Consider the following 15,782-nt stretch of genomic DNA (forward strand, 5'->3'; position numbering starts at 1 on the left):
TTCAAATTCGACTCTAGAGCATCTGCTCTGAATTATTTTGGGGCAAAGGCGAGTTATATGTATAACTCATCGATGGACAAAATTACGTTAGATTGTTTATTCGGTAACGCCAAGCTTAGTAGTGCAGCTCTTCTGCGCTCTTGCTTGAGCGCCTTGTTGGAGTTTATAGTGTGAGGTAAGTCCAGCTTTTCATTATGAGTTTGTGCATCATCTTCCCAAATTAGCCTAACAACGTGCTTTCGTTTCGTTTGCATGTAAATAGCTGCAATAAGCTCAACGGACTGATGTCTCTCAATGCTTTCCATTGGGAATTTATTTGTTCTTATAATCATGTTTCCGCCTTCTACATGAAGTAAAGGTTGTTTTAGCACTCTTTAATATTTGCCATTCAACGATTCAATCAAAACCACCTTTATCTCAATTACATTTTATGCAAATTACTAAATTTATTTGTGATTATATGAAAAAATATTTTTCACCTTGTTCCCATAATCTTCGGGGGTTTTAGCTGTTATGAGTATAGAAATGTGTGTGAATTCTGCATGTTAATAAGTGTAATCGGTTGTAATCCTAAAGTCTGAATCTATACTGAATGCAAGTATATTTGTCATTTATATGGATTGTTTATGAAAAAGCTGTTGTTTGTACTGTTTTCTATGGTTTTGTCTGGAGTTGCGTTTGCTAATGAGGCCCCAGTAGTAACAGTGACTGATTTTGGTGAATCGAGTGATGGAGGTATCTACCTTCTTTTTAGGTTGGATGATGCTGAAGGTGAGAATATGGGGGTCAATGCCTATATATCAAAGCCAAACTCTACAACAAACTTTGAATATGGTACTAAAAATGGCCTATCTAGTAGGGGGAATGGTATTCATACTATCACCTGGACTCAAGAAGATATCAGGTCTTATGTTGTTTACGGTAACGCATATTCAGTCAGATTGAATGTGTTTGATGAGCAAAATAATGAGACAGTAGTCTATTCTGGACAGATAGCTTATACATATGAAGTGGATAACCAATCCCCTGTTATCTCAATTAATACCTTAACTGAAAATGATTCCGGTGATTTGGTGTTAACTTTTTCATTGGATGATCATGAAGGTGAAAATATGGGAGTGGATGCATATATTTCGAATGCAAACTCTACTTCCTCTTACCAGTCCGGAACTAAAACAGGATTGTCTAGCCGTCAAAACGGTAACCATACAATTACTTGGCAGCAGGAAGATATAGCGGCATATGTAAGCTCTGGTAATAATTATACTGTGCGATTAAATGTATTTGATGAGCAGAATAATGAAACAGTCGCCTATTCTCAGTCTATTCGATACTCTTTTGAGGTGTCAAATAGCCCCCCTTCAATTACAAATGTCGGTATCTATCAAGCTGATGATAACAGTCTTAATGTTCAATTTTATATTAGTGATGAAGAAAATGAATTAATGGACATCGCTGGTTTTTATTCTTGGGGAGATTCCCCAGGAAGTAAAAATGAGAATTCTGAGAAGAATTTGTATAGCAAAGGTGACGGCCAATACAGCTTTACTTGGTTATTTGAAGAGAGTGAGTTTTCAGGAGGATTCTCTTATACGTCTACTATTGAAGTCACTGATAGTGCTGGTAATAAAACTACATTTACCACCGAAGAAATCGATTTAAGATATGATCCGCCAACGCCAGAGTACCCCATACTGAAGGACTACAGTTTTTCTCAAATTGAATCTGGTAAGGTTGAGCTTGTTGTTGTATTTGAAGACCCTCAAGGTGATGGAGTTAACCTTGAAGCGGAATTGTTTATGTGGAATCCTGATTGGCAGGCTCAAACCCGTAAGGCTTTTGAAAACCTTGATTCTGGAGAACATCGTGTTGTTTGGGGTTATGATGAATTCTCAAGTTTTGCTGAAGATGGTCAACCTTTGAATGTGAAATTTTCAATTGAAGATGAGTATGGAAATCATGAGTCGGATTATATAACTAATGGTTTGACTTATAGAGTGGTAGACAATTCACCTGCCAGTGTAGATATTCGTGAATTTGCTTTGGCAGATGGTGGGGGGATTTACCTCACTGTTCAATCAGATGACCCAGAAAATGAATCACTTATTGTTCAAGCTACAATTTCAGAGGCGAATTCAAACACAAGTTTTCCTTCCGGTACTGATAAGCTCTTTACAGGTGTTCCAGATGAGCAATCAAAGTTGATAACTTGGAGTTATGATGAGCTTTCATCGTATTTAGAGGTTGGAAATCAATACTCGGCCAAGGTTGTGGTTACAGATTCTGCAGGTAACGAAACAATAGAAATAGCGCCCTTCATTTCTTATAATTTTGAGCCGTCCAATGATGCCCCAAGTGTTTCGTTTGGTGCTATAAATATCACTGAGGATGGTTCTGTCTCGGTTGTATTTACAGCTACCGACCCTGAAGGTGGGTTAATGGATGTGCTTGCTTTTACTTCAGAGCCTGATGATCCTTCAAGTTTTGACCCAGCGACTGCCAATCGTAAAAATGGTATATCTAGTGGGAGTCATACTTTAACTTGGGATGCTGATAGCTTTGAAAATGGTCGTGAATATGCTGTTCAGTTGAACGTTGTTGATGCAGAAGGTGTGCAAACTAAAGTAGTTTCTGGTGTGTTTCTTTATACCTTTGAAAAAGAAAACTTACCGCCATCAATTACTATCCGTGAATTTGCAATGTCGGATGATGGTGGTTTATATCTGACTGTTCAGCCAGATGATCCTGAGGGTAATCCTTCAAATATTGAAGCTGTAATTTCTTTCGCAAATTCAACGTCTCAGTTTCAAGAATCTACATCTAAATCATATGTTAATAGCCCTGATAAAAGTTCAACTTTTGTTCTTTGGGCGAGAGAAGAAGTTGCGGCCTATGTTGAAAAGGGTGAGGAGTATTCGGCCAAGGTTGTTGTTACAGATGATAGTGGGAATACATCAACGTCTATTACTGCATTAATTCCTTATACTTATGACCCTGTAAACAACAGTCCGTCTGTTACTATTACAGCGCTAGAATTAGCATCTTCTGGTTCAGTATCTATCTCTTTCACAATAAATGATCCTGAAGATGAAAGTATGTCAGTGAAGGCTTACGTATCGGAGCCAAATGATAGGGCTGCTTTCAATCTTGGTAGTAAAAAGGAGTTGTCTGGTAAAAGTGATGGTAATTTTACCCTTGAGTGGGGGCCGGAACAATTCGAATACAACAGCGCTTATGCGATACAATTGAATGTGTCTGATGTCGAAGGTAATGTGACGACTGTTGTCTCCGATAGTATTGTGTTTGATCATGAAGCGAACCAGCCACCTTCAATTGATATTTTAGAGTTTGCTGCCACTGATGACGGTGGTATATATCTGACAGTTAAGGTAAATGATCCAGAAGGACTGCCCTCCTCTATTAGTTCAAAAATTTCTTTTGGTGACTCAACGACTCAATTTCAATCTGGAACCGAGAAGAGTTTTGTGGAAGCTGAAGATAATAAATCAGTTTTCATTACTTGGTCGCGAGAAGAGTTATCAGCTTTTGTAGAAAGTGATAAGAATTATTCGGCATTAATTGAGGTGGTTGATGCAGCTAATAACAAAACCTCTAAAATTTCACCTACTATCCTTTATGACTACGAGCCAGAAAATGAGAGTCCGAGTATTGCGGTAACATCACTTATGATTGGTGTTGATGGTCAAGTGACTCTTTCGTTTAATGTATCAGACCCTGAAGATGAGTTAATGTCTGTGGATGCTTATTACTCTGAGCCTGACAACACAGATTCATTTGTTGCAGAATCAAAGCAGGAATTGATAAATAAAGAAGCTGGCTCCTACCAATTTTCTTGGCCTGCTTCTCACTTTCAAAGAGGCAGCGAGTATAAATTTTTGTTAAACGTGTCTGATGAAAATGAGAATACAACTTCAATTTATAGTGATGTTCTCAACTATGAAGGTCAGTTCGTAAATGAGCCTCCAAGTGTTGGTGTTATTTCGTTTGATGAAGGTGTCGACGGTTCTTTGCAGCTTGTTGTTAGTGTCGGTGATTCAGATGATTCTGCCGTTGATGTTGTCGTCGATTTAATTGAGCAAGGTGATTCTGGTTTTATAAGCGCTGCGCGTAAAACATTTACTCATGAAATTGCTAGCGATAATTTGGCTTTATCTTGGTCGCGAATTGAGTTGCTCCCTTATGTAAAAGCTGGTTCGAGTTACATGTTTTCAATTCAAGTAACAGATGAAGCGTCAAATACTGCAGGCATCGAAACTGGTTGGCTGGAATATCAGTTTGATGGTTCTACTGGTATTCCTACATTGCTACTTAATAGTTTTGATTTAATGAATGGAAATTCATTGTCGTTGTCATATTCAGTTTCTGGTGTTGATTCTACTGGTTATGAAGTGTCTGCTATGATTTCGAATGCAGATGCTGAGTCTGGGTATATAGAAGCTAGTAAGAAATCAGTGTCTGTCGACTCTGCAGGTACCTTCAATATAAGGTGGGCTAAGGATGAGTTGGAGGACTACCTTCTTCAGGGTGAGACCTACCATGCTAAATTAGTTTTAAGTGATGAAGACGGTGATATTGTTACTAAATTATCTAATCCTATAGCGTTTGAATCGAGTGATTTTTCTGTAGGTGAAGTCAAATTAGAAAAAACATCTGATGGCTTGCTTGTGAACTTTGAGATGACTAACCCTGAGCTGGAAATGCTTGAATTGGTTATTCAATTATCTGAATTGGGACATACAGGTAGTGATGGCGTATATATGGAGGCTTCAAGTCAGTCAGCGATGATAAGTGCTGGTGGCTTCTTGACTGTTGATTATTCAAGAGATGAATTGAGTGACCTTTACTCCAAATCAGGCTTTATCAGTGCTCGTGTGTCACTAGTTGACTCCGATGGTAGAGTTGTGAATTCATACTCTAATTCAGTAGCGCTAGCTACAGGATTGACCTTTGAAGTTGTAAATGAAAACATTTCTTTTGAGCCAGGTACTCTATCAAATATAGATGTGAGTTTTTCTGAGCCATTAATTGGTGATTCTGTATTTAAAATTGATGGCCTCAGTGTTTCTGTGAATAAACTTAGTGATACTTTTTATAGTTTTAGTTTTCCTCAAGAAGATGCATGCAAGCTTTCTGACACAATTGAGATGAGTGTAAATGATAGCTTTGGGAATTTGATATCATTGCTTGCATATAGCTTCACAAATTCAAATAAAAAGCCTGTCTTGGTAAATAATTTCAATGAGGGAGTTATTACTAAGGATTTCAATTTTGTTCAGTATGTTGAGTCTGTTGTGGAGGTGGCTGATCCAAACAATAACCTTCTTCCATTGCAAATTACCCCACCCGATCAATCTAAGGTTGGCGTTCATAGTACGTGGACTGTTGCTGTTGAAGATACGTGCGGTGAGATTGAATTTTCCACCGGAAGTGTATTTATCGCAGATAGTAAAAATAGTTGGGATTTCAAAGATGGTTCTGACGAAAATTTTGATGACGAATCTAATGTAGACATAGGTGTTAGTTCTACCAAAGAGTGGAACCTTAGAAATGTTGGCCCAAATGCTTGGGAAAACTTTAAAGTGCTGCAGTGTAATAGTATTACAGGTACTGATTGTGTAATGACAGATATCGAAGTCCCTTACACACCAGTGTCTCAAACTGCGAAAATTAAGTATGAATTCACCGCACCTGATCAAGAGGGTACATTTAGTTATTACTTTAAATTGGTTGATTCTGAAGGTAATGCCGTTAGTCACGTTGGTGGGCACCCTACTTTCTATCTCACTTTGAATGCGATTGATCGGTTGAAAGGTGTTTGCAGTGTTCTGGGTCAGGACCATGCCTTATGTGTGACAGGTAGAACGATAGAAGAATATATAGAAATTTGTGAGGCTACCTCAACTGCTTCAAGAAGTATCCCTATTGGTATTCCAGTTAATGTAACAGGATTCGGTTATAAGGTTTTAACTCAGCTATCTTCAAATGGCGAGTATTCACTCTCAGCTCAATATAGTGCATTTGATGAATCCGCTGTCACACAGGCCATTAGAAATAGTGATTATTTGGACTACGTTGATCAGATGAGGGAAACGGTTCATTTTACACCCTCTTTCTTGATTAATAACCCATCCGAGAAGGCGTTAACATTTTGCCAATGGGACTTAGAGGCCAAATTATTCAGTACCGTTGTTGAGCCGATGCGGGTTGATCAAATTCTTTATAAATCTGGTCAGTTAAAACAATTGGATGCAGAGTTAGTAAACCAATCTAAACAAGATAGTGTTTGGTATAGCCACGTATCAACGGGTTCATTGGATGCGGTTTCTGACATCAATGAACAAATATCTGCAGTGCTTCAGGAAAGAACGTCAGTGTTGTATGCAGTTAAGTTAAGTGTTTCAGATTTCTTTGTAAGGGACGCTGTTGAAATTGCAGAAATGATCAATTGTGAGAGTTCTGATGGGCAAATTATGGGTGTAGATGCATGTTTGCAGTCTAAGATTGATGCAATTGCTTATGATATCCAGCAAATTAATAGTTTACTTACTGGTATGGACCACGGAAGTTTAAAGAATCTTCAAAATGAACTGTTAGCCATGGTCCAAAACCTAGATGTTGAGGGAACATGGAAGGGTACGATTAGGCATGCAGATATTATGAGGCGATTCGACTTCAAGGGGGTTTTTGCACGTTATTATAATCTTGAAGGTACCGAAGTTATTAATTCTAATGAGTTTGCCTATTTAGTAGGCTTTCAAGGCACTATTCTTATAAATGAATATCTGGAATTGCTTTCCATGAAAAAGTTATTGGCACTTTTAAAGAAAAATGGTGCAAAGGCTATCGCAAAGAAAGCTGCTTTAAGTGTGTTCAAAATTGGCAAAATTGGTTCGCGATTATTGAAAGGTGGTATTGCTGCTGAAAAAATAAAAACAGATTCAATTAATGTAATTGAGCAAATCAAAGGAATGCGTGAGTTGCTTAATGAAATTGCTAATATGAAATTAGAGCCTGATTACGAGCCTGCAGCATCAGCATCATCCCCTTTGCAAGCTGAGTTTAACTCTGATGCAAGTAGCGCTTCCAATGTATTTAGTATCTGGCGACCTTGTTATGAAGATGCGAGTCTTCAAGTTAAGCATGATTGTTTTAAGCCTAGTTTTTCTCCGAAATTAACTGACAGCAAGACAGTTAAGAAAGAGGCTATAAGATATATTAGTAGGCCGAAAATTAAATACATGTATGTAGAAAACCTTGACGACAAAGGTAGTCTAAGCTCATCTAAGTTAGCTAAAAACTTGTTTGGTGTTAAGGGGTACTTAACTGGGGAGTTGTGTCAAGTCCATCACATTATACCTAAAGAGCTTAGTACTGTTATTTCAGACCTCTCAATAGATGGGGGAGTCAATTACTTTTTAGATGAACCAAACAATGGTCTCCCTCTTCCGTCAAATAAATGTCTAAAAACCGCTGGATGTGTTTGTGATTTGGATGTCAACGTAAGACATCAAGGTAGTCATAGTTTCTACAATTTAATTGTTAAGGAAGCTATCATTGGCTTGGCTAGTGCGGATGTAATTAAAAATACACGAGATCTATTCAAGTTAAGAGAAACCCTAAGGTTGGCATTAACTAAAGGTCGAGCAGTTTTATCTTTAAATAAAAAAGAATCTGATGAAGCTAATGCGAAAGAAAAGCGTGTAGCTAAGCCTAAAAAGAATCAAATGCAACGTATAATGGTTGTTTTTGGTAAGTACGCACTATTGCATGGTAATGGCAATGCTGAATAGGGATATTGATATGAAAGCCAACAAAATTAAAATGCTTTTTTTAACGCTGTTTCTGGTAGGTTGTGGCGGGGGAGGTTCTGAAAGTAATGATGAGCAGCCATTGACGATTGATCCTCCTCCAGTTCAGGAAGTTGAGCCATTGCTTGTTACTGTGGCAGTGCAAGGTGAAGGTTATGAAACCGCTAGTCTCTCTGTTTTGACACTTGAAGGTGACGTTGTGTTGTCTGGGAGTGATAGCTTTAAATATGCAGAAGATGGTGCGTATATTTTTGATGTATACTCTCTTCAAGATAATTTAGAGGAAAGAGGTTTTAACCTGAATTCACCTGTAATATTTGAAGCGTCCTACGGGGGACAAGTTTTTAAATCAATGACGGTGGGAAGCTACTTTACACTTTCGGGCAGCTATTTGCTTTTAAATAAGTATACCGATTTTTTTGTAAATTATGCTGAAGGTGAAGTGATTGAGTCCCATAACGATATTACTGAATTGGCAAATAACTTTTTTGTTGAGTTTGGTTACTCGGACTCAAACTTAGATGGGCTTCTAGATTATATAGATATTGGCTTATTTGATGTAGAGCGCGATCAAAGTGACCTGCTGGTTTATATCGATGAGTACTATGCTTCTACTGCTGAAGTAGATATTGTCAGTTACGTCAGAGAAAATCTAAATCCGTCTGTTGGAGATATACCATTCACTATCCAGTCGAATGGAAGTGAAGATCTGCAGATGTTGTTAAATGATGTGGGTGAAACTGACTTTTATTATTCTATCGAAGAGAGTTGCCCTTCAGAGCAATCAGTTACTGATTACGCTCTATCTGCAGGTGAGAGTTTTACATTTAGTAGTGGTTGCGCAATCAGTTATTCATTTTGTTACGATGAAGAGTTGGAGAATTGCGGGCTACCCAGTTACTTGTTCAATGATTCTGGCCTTTTAAAAACTGATTATATCTCTTTGGATTTTGATGGAAACCTGTCCGGCATTTCTAAATCTATCTTGCAAATTAGTGCCTCACAGTTAAGGGAAAACTCTGATTTTATGGAAAAGTTGGATAATATTACGCGTAATGAGACAATCGGAAGTTCATTGAAAAATTTCAGAGTCTGTAAGTTATTCGGAGAGTACGGCTCGCATTGCGGAGTTTGATGCCAACTTAAATTATGAGTATTGTAAATTTAGCCTCAGGTTACGCTGAGGCTAAATAGTCAGTTTACTCAATGCAAATTTTGTATCTGAAATAATTTCGAGCCTCACGGAACAACCCCGCCCCCTTCAAAGAAGGTGGAGTTAATACTTATTATTTGAAATCAGAAATTGCCTTCAACTTCAATAGATGAACAAGCAAGACCTAAATTCCTTTGCATCGGTAGGAGCTGAATCCCATAGCATAACAACTCTTGTTGGCTAACAATTTAATCTACGAGCGATTTAGTCATTTTCCTGACTATGCAAACGAAATAGAAAACTAGAATTGAATACAAATTGACTAAAGCAGAGCCAGGTCGCTGTGGTTGTATTTGGTATGAAGTAGCAAAGCAAGATCAATTTGGCACGGTTTATGGGGAGTTGGCTATCCATCGCCAAAAAACTCATAAAAGCAAAGCTTCGCACGTGATTATTCCTATAAATGACACGTTAAAAACTATTATCGACAACAGCCGAGATGCAATCTTATCTCCTTATGTTGTACATAAGCTGCCGAAGAAAAACTCTAACCCTACTAGTTCTCTGGTTAATCACGCTACCCAGATAGTAAGTAAAAATATCAGTAAAGAGTTTTCTAAAATTCGTGATGAGTTAGGTTTATATGACCATCTAAAGTCAGAGGAGCGCCCTACTTATCATGAAATACGTGGCCTTTCAGCGCGTCTAATCAAAGCTCAAGGTAATGACCCTCAAAGCCGTCTGAGTCACTCAGATAGTAAATCTACAAAGGTTTACACAGAATTTGGAAAAGAGACTGAGTGGGTACAAGTACCAAATCTCACTGTTAACTTTTAAGTTTTGGAGTAATCTAACCTAATAAAAACCCGCTAATTAGCGGTTTTTTATTTATTAGCAATATATTAAGCTGAGTGAAGTTTTCTATTAATTAGTTGATATTAACAAAGCAAAATCTAACTCATATTTGGACAGAAACAAGTTAGAGTCAACCCTTGTGATAACGAAATTCGAATTAGTTTAGTTGGACTAGTTCACTAAAATAGATTGTCTAATAGTGTGACCGTTATCTGTTTCGTGATATCAAAATCAACGTCTGATAATATGATTTTGATATCATAATGCAAACTACATATACAAAAAGGACGTTGGCAATATGCCTAGATTAACAAAGCAGCAGAAACGAGATAAGAAAAAAAAAGTCGCTAAAAAAGCAAAAATCACTCAGCAGCAGCAAGAAGCATTTAAGAATAAAAAACTCAAAAATATTTTTGTAAATGGACGACAAATTACTCGTCGCCAGTTTGATGCTTACTTCTACTCAAGAATGCCGCTTGTACGATTCCAAGCTACTGAAGTCGAATGGTATTCGTTCTTAAACAACACTCTCCTTGGCATTGTCTTCAAAGATACAACAGATCGTGACTACGGCTTTGCTATTATGGGTCGAGATACTCGCAAGTTGTTCCGCTGGATTAACGGAAGCAAAGACTTCCATACTACTCCAGCCAAAGCCCGAGAAGACATGGCTGTACTTATCAACTCACAATATGCGACAGATCCACAAGAGATTTATCCTCAGGGTGATGAAGTAGATCCAACTATGGATTTGTTCAACCCAATCATCCATGAAAACAAACAACACCACGGATATAGAATCATCTCTAATGAACCTCGTTTTGATGCGGGACGAAACATCATTAACGAAATAGCGAACTCGTTTGTAGACAATGACGGTCACTTTGTTCGTGAGTTCCAATCAGTGAACTTCAATGCTCGTCTGTGGGAGATCTACTTACACGTGTATTTGCATACTCAAGGTCTACAAATACATAACAATCATGCTGCACCAGATTTTGAAGTCAATTATTTCGATGAGAAATTCTTTATTGAAGCGGTTACCGTTAATCCATCTGGCAACCCTGCTCGTCCAGATCTACCGCCACCAGAAGATCACAAAGACATTGTTGAGCGACTAAGCGACTACATGCCAATCAAATTCGGCAGTCCACTGTTTTCGAAGCTACAGCACAAGTACTGGGAGCAAGAACATGTTAAAGATCACTCTCTGATTTTTGCTATACACGACTATCACAACGACAACTCAATGACTTGGTCACGAACAGCGTTGTCTGAATATTTGTATGGCGCAAGAGCTCGTATTGTAGACGGAAATCCAGAGATTGAAAAAATTGAGTTCCATGAGTGGGATGGTAAAAGAGTTCCGTCTGGATTCTTTAATCAAGAAGGTACTGAGAATATTAGTGCCGTTCTATTTAGCAACCAAGCAACAATACCTAAATTCAACCGTATGGGTAAAATTGCAGGTCTAGGTAGTAAAGATGTAACAATGATAAGACAGGGCTTTTTGTATAATCCAGAGGGCTTACAGCCAATTCCATTTTCGAAAAATGTGGCCGACCCTGACTATGAAGAATCATGGTCTGATGGATTGGTTATGTTTCATAACCCTAACGCTGTACACAAGGTTAACCCTGATGCGTTCTCGGATATCAGCCATATTTTCTACTCAGAAAAAGAAGGATTTACTGGATACCACCAACCTTATGATGTGTTGAACTCCATGACGGTTGTCGTGACAAATAGTCAAAACCTGAAGTAGACGCCGCTTAATTGTCTGTATAGAGGTGCTGTCTCGCACTTCTATTCTTTGATATCTAAATGGCTTGTATGAATAATTCAAATTACATAGAGTAAGTCATGCTGAAAGTTATGATTATTTTAAGTAGCCCAAAATTCGTATCGAGGACATGTAAACCTAAGGTATCCAAAACACGTTTGGGGCAAAAGTGAGTTAGAGCCGAATGTCCGGAAATGCCACTTTTCCGACTGTCAGGTCGCGTCTGTTAATCCAATCTGCCTTTCAACGTTAACACTTCTTCGCTTAACACTTTAAAAAAGCATTACCTCTATTACGTTTAATGGCAGCGCTATAAGCTTGGCCGCTTCAAACTAAAAATATCCGTTGTTTTAGCAAACTCATCTCCGCCCAATTTACCTACGCTCTTTAAAGCAACGGGGTCGATATAACCATCAACCAGTGCTTCATCGTCAATATAAACCCCCGCAACATCAAGTAACATCATTTGCCCACCAGCAGATTGCTCACTGATTGTGATCACCTCGCGGAGGGTGCATTCATAGCGGACTTTTGACGCTTTTACGCTGATAGGTTTAACAAGCCGACTTGCTGTTGATTCAATATGTGCCGCATCAAATTCACTGACTTCAGGTGAGTAGTTTGCACAGCTTTGGTTCATTTGCTCCACTTGCTGTTCACTGACAATATTCACAACGCACTCTTTGGTGTCGAGTAGGTTGCTAAGGGTGTCTTTGTTGCGCTTTGCACCGGGATTAACCTGCGTAACACTCAATACCGGGGGGTTAACGCTCGCCACAGTAAAAAATGAATAAGGCGCAATATTTGCCACGCCATCACGACTAAGTGTACTTACCCACGCAATCGGCCTTGGCGTAATGCCGCCGACTAATTGACTGTAGATAGGTGGTTTTTCGAGGGGTTGAGTTAAATCTACAAACACGTCTCGCTCGCTTTAATGTTGATAAAAATAAAAAGTCACACGTATTAAACGCGTTTACCGTTTGTCACGTATTGACACAAAATGGATTAATAAAACCCCAATGGCAAGTTTATTATATGACACACTCTGTATATTGGTTCACTCATGACCTACGCTTATCTGACAACGCGCTATTACGCCGTGCATGCGAGCAAAGCTCATCAATTAGCTTTATTTATTGCATTGACCCTGAGTGGTTTAAAAGCAACCGTTTTAACTGCCAAACACTGGGCGAGCAACGATGGGCGTTTTTGGTTAAATCGCTGCACCAACTAAACAGCCAGCTAAATGCACGTGGCCAACACTTGGTGGTTTACTTTCAAGCACCGCTGGACGTGATTGATCATTATTACTCTCATCACAATACTCGAGTAATTTATTGCAGCGACCAAATTGGCTTATACGAACGGCAATCCCTCAATGCTATCACCAATAAATATAGCGATATTACACTTAAACAAAGTAACACATTTACCTTGTATGACATGTATCAATTACCTTTTGAGCTAAGTGAGTTGCCGTCAACATTCAGTAAGTTTCGTAAGAAGGTAGAATCATCAAACCTCTCGATAAAATCACCTGTTGAGAGACCAAGCCATTTCCCCCCGCCGTTAATTGCGCCGGTACCTTGGCCTAAATCTTTGCCTAAGATTGAACAGGTTAACTGTGAGTTTGATGCGGGTGAAATAGCAGCTAAAAACCATATTAACCAGTACTTTTCAAGTTCAGCTCCAAGCGAATATAAACTGACTCGTAATGCCCTTGATGGCATGGCAAATTCAACTAAATTTTCGCCTTGGCTTGCCAACGGCAATGTGTCGGTGCGACAAATCATGCACGCACTGCAAGAGTATGAGCAACAACACGGCGCGAATGATTCAACTTACTGGATTTACTTTGAGCTACTTTGGCGTGAATATTTTCAGCTTTATAGTGTGCGCTATGATCATCAATTATTTGCATTTAGCGGCATAAGCGCAAACAAGCCACTCACCAGTTTTTATCCTGGACGCTTTAAACAATGGTGCATGGGCACTACCCCCTACCCCATTGTCAACGCCTGTATGAAACAACTTAATAAAACGGGCTACATGTCTAACCGTGGCCGTCAACTTGTTGCCAGCTGTTTAGTCAACGAGCTCAAATTGGATTGGCGTTTTGGTGCGGCGTATTTTGAGCAACAACTTATTGATTACGATGTGGCAGCAAACTGGGGCAACTGGCAATACCTTGCTGGGGTGGGTGCTGATCCTCGCTCTGGCAGGCATTTTAATCTAGTTAAACAAACTCACACTTATGACCCCGAAAATACCTTTATTAAGCGCTGGCGAGGTGATCAGGTTTATAGCATAGACTCAGCCGATGCAGCAGATTGGCCATTAAGCAGTTAATAATGCGCGAAAAGGTTAATTTAGTCTGGTTTAAACGAGATTTACGTTTATCTGATCATCAGCCACTTAAGTACGCGTTTGACACCGCACTGCCAACCCTACTTATTTATAATTTTGAGCCGCTGCTGCTTGATGATGCTCACTATAACGAGCGTCATTGGCGTTTTGTTTATCAATCGTTGATTGAAATGAATAAACAGCTCGCGCGCTTTAATGCCCGCGTTTATCTGTTTAACAGCTCTATGGATGAGCTACTCGATTCATTAAACAAGCAGTTTGAAATTGTTAGCTTATTGAGCCATCAAGAAATTGGCTTAAATAATACATTTGATCGCGACAAAGCAGTAAAAAAATGGTGTAAACACCATGCAATAAACTGGCTTGAATTTCCTACCGGTGGTGTTATACGCGGGGCTAAAAGCCGTAAAGGCTGGAACGAACATTGGCATCAATACATGCACAGCCCCATCGCTATTCCAAACTGGAAAAACGTCAATACGGTGGCATTAAAAGATTACCAAATGCCTGCATTACCCGATGCCTACACAGAGCAAAACCCGCACTTTCAAATAGGCGGTGCGTTGGAAGCGCAGCAAGTCATGCAAAGCTTTTTTGAAAGTAGAGGCAAAGGCTATCAAAAAGGCATTTCAAGCCCCAGTTTAAGCCAAACCCATTGCTCAAGGCTCTCGCCTTACTTAGCGTGGGGCAATATTAGCCTTAGGCAAGTGTACCAAAAAGCAATTGACACATATGACTCAAAACACCCTGACAAACGAGGCTGGAAGCGCCCACTCGCGGCATTTGTCTCGCGCTTACATTGGCATTGCCATTTTATGCAAAAGTTTGAAAGTGAATGTTCAATGGAGTTTAAAGCGCTTAATGCGGGGTATCAACAGTTTCCCTATCGCGATGACGATAAAGTTGCTGGCGATATAAAGCGTTGGTCTGAGGGGCAAACAGGTGTGCCGATTATTGACGCCTGCATGCGCTGCTTAAAACACACCGGCTACATTAACTTTAGAATGCGCGCCATGCTAGTGAGCTTTGTGACCCACCACTTAAACATTAGCTGGCAGCAAGCAAGCTTCCCCTTAGCTAATTACTTTTTAGACTTTGAACCGGGCATTCACTATCCGCAAATACAAATGCAAGCCTCAGTGACCGGTATCAACACCATTCGCCATTACAATCCGATCAAGCAGTCTGAAGATCAAGACCCTAACGGAGAGTTTATAAAAAAGTGGTGCCCAGAACTTGAAAAGCTGCCCATAGAATACTTACATGAACCATGGCAGCAAACGCCGATGGAAGCGTTATTTAACGACTTTAAAATAGGCGAAGACTACCCCGAACCCATGGTAGATTTAACAAAAGCCTCAAAAGAAGCGCGCGATAGGCTGTGGCAATACCGTGAACGGGTTGATGTGCAACGGGCTATCCCTGCGATACTCAAAGCTCATGTAAGCATTACACCGCGACCAAAAAACACTAAAAAGCAGCGTAAACATGGCGCATAAGAAATTACATTTACCGAAAAAGACCTGCCCAATTTGCAACCGTGACTTTACCTGGCGCAAAAAATGGCAACGGGAGTGGGACAACGTAATTTATTGCTCGCAGCGGTGTAAGAAAACAAGCAAGCTTATTTTAAATTCAACTAGTTGACTAAACATAACAAAGCTTTGTTATCACCTCTTAAAATACGGTAACATAAAACTTCTTAGTGCGGCCGTTGTCGCAATCAAACTTGAACGCAAATAAAAACTAAATTATGAGATGCTTTTTGGCGGCTTATAATAATTTTAAGCAT

At 39.4% G+C, this 15,782-nt stretch carries 9 protein-coding genes; 7 read left to right on the top strand and 2 right to left on the bottom strand.

Annotation, left to right across the window (positions count from 1 at the left end):
* Nucleotides 1-53: 53 nt before the first annotated feature.
* The gene (locus ACFI4Z_RS08075; RefSeq protein WP_462670137.1) at nt 54-332 is read right to left on the bottom strand and encodes a hypothetical protein; all 279 of its coding nucleotides are present in this window, start codon (nt 330-332) and stop codon (nt 54-56) included.
* A 294-nt stretch (nt 333-626) separates the two neighbouring features.
* Between ACFI4Z_RS08075 and ACFI4Z_RS08080 the strand changes: the two genes are divergently transcribed.
* The 4 genes from ACFI4Z_RS08080 (at nt 627) to ACFI4Z_RS08095 (ending at nt 11,602) form a co-directional block, all read left to right on the top strand.
* Nucleotides 627-7,811 (top strand): NBR1-Ig-like domain-containing protein, encoded by a 7,185-nt coding sequence (locus ACFI4Z_RS08080; RefSeq protein ID WP_462670138.1) that lies wholly within the window; start codon nt 627-629, stop codon nt 7,809-7,811.
* 10 nt (nt 7,812-7,821) lie between these two features.
* Nucleotides 7,822-8,964, top strand: a complete 1,143-nt coding sequence (locus tag ACFI4Z_RS08085; protein WP_462670139.1) for a hypothetical protein — start codon at nt 7,822-7,824, stop codon at nt 8,962-8,964.
* Nucleotides 8,965-9,300: 336 nt separating this feature from the next.
* Nucleotides 9,301-9,819, top strand: a complete 519-nt coding sequence (locus tag ACFI4Z_RS08090; protein WP_462670140.1) for a tyrosine-type recombinase/integrase — start codon at nt 9,301-9,303, stop codon at nt 9,817-9,819.
* A gap of 316 nt (nt 9,820-10,135) precedes the next feature.
* Complete coding sequence (locus ACFI4Z_RS08095) at nt 10,136-11,602, top strand: hypothetical protein (RefSeq protein WP_462670141.1); 1,467 nt, start codon at nt 10,136-10,138, stop codon at nt 11,600-11,602.
* 328 nt (nt 11,603-11,930) lie between these two features.
* Here ACFI4Z_RS08095 and ACFI4Z_RS08100 read toward each other — a convergent pair whose 3' ends face one another.
* Nucleotides 11,931-12,542: a flavin reductase family protein gene (locus ACFI4Z_RS08100; protein ID WP_462670142.1), complete on the bottom strand. Its 612-nt coding sequence runs from the start codon at nt 12,540-12,542 to the stop codon at nt 11,931-11,933.
* Nucleotides 12,543-12,658: 116 nt separating this feature from the next.
* On the opposite strand from ACFI4Z_RS08100, the gene ACFI4Z_RS08105 reads away from it, so the two are divergent.
* Genes ACFI4Z_RS08105 through ACFI4Z_RS08115 form a run of 3 tightly spaced genes read left to right on the top strand, consistent with a single transcriptional unit; the run spans nt 12,659 to nt 15,637 of the window.
* On the top strand, nt 12,659-13,972 hold the full coding sequence (locus ACFI4Z_RS08105; RefSeq protein WP_462670143.1) for a DASH family cryptochrome: 1,314 nt from the start codon (nt 12,659-12,661) through the stop codon (nt 13,970-13,972).
* Between the two features lie 2 nt (nt 13,973-13,974).
* Nucleotides 13,975-15,489, top strand: coding sequence for a cryptochrome/deoxyribodipyrimidine photo-lyase family protein (locus ACFI4Z_RS08110; RefSeq protein WP_462670144.1), 1,515 nt, complete (start codon nt 13,975-13,977; stop codon nt 15,487-15,489).
* Nucleotides 15,479-15,637 carry a DUF2256 domain-containing protein gene (locus tag ACFI4Z_RS08115; RefSeq protein WP_462670145.1) on the top strand — a complete coding sequence of 53 codons (159 nt, stop codon included), beginning with the start codon at nt 15,479-15,481 and terminating at the stop codon, nt 15,635-15,637. The genes ACFI4Z_RS08110 and ACFI4Z_RS08115 overlap by 11 nt, the downstream gene beginning before the upstream one ends.
* Nucleotides 15,638-15,782 lie beyond the last annotated feature (145 nt).

The organism is Pseudoalteromonas sp. RWi3, assembly GCF_054960735.1.

What these genes read in the sequence shown, in the direction of transcription:
- ACFI4Z_RS08115 (WP_462670145.1), top strand. Translation starts at nt 15,479, where the DNA reads ATGGCGCATAAGAAATTACATTTACCGAAAAAGACCTGCCCAATTTGC.
- ACFI4Z_RS08075 (WP_462670137.1), bottom strand. Translation starts at nt 332, where the DNA reads ATGATTATAAGAACAAATAAATTCCCAATGGAAAGCATTGAGAGACAT.
- ACFI4Z_RS08085 (WP_462670139.1), top strand. Translation starts at nt 7,822, where the DNA reads ATGAAAGCCAACAAAATTAAAATGCTTTTTTTAACGCTGTTTCTGGTA.
- ACFI4Z_RS08105 (WP_462670143.1), top strand. Translation starts at nt 12,659, where the DNA reads ATGACACACTCTGTATATTGGTTCACTCATGACCTACGCTTATCTGAC.
- ACFI4Z_RS08095 (WP_462670141.1), top strand. Translation starts at nt 10,136, where the DNA reads ATGCCTAGATTAACAAAGCAGCAGAAACGAGATAAGAAAAAAAAAGTC.
- ACFI4Z_RS08110 (WP_462670144.1), top strand. Translation starts at nt 13,975, where the DNA reads ATGCGCGAAAAGGTTAATTTAGTCTGGTTTAAACGAGATTTACGTTTA.
- ACFI4Z_RS08080 (WP_462670138.1), top strand. Translation starts at nt 627, where the DNA reads ATGAAAAAGCTGTTGTTTGTACTGTTTTCTATGGTTTTGTCTGGAGTT.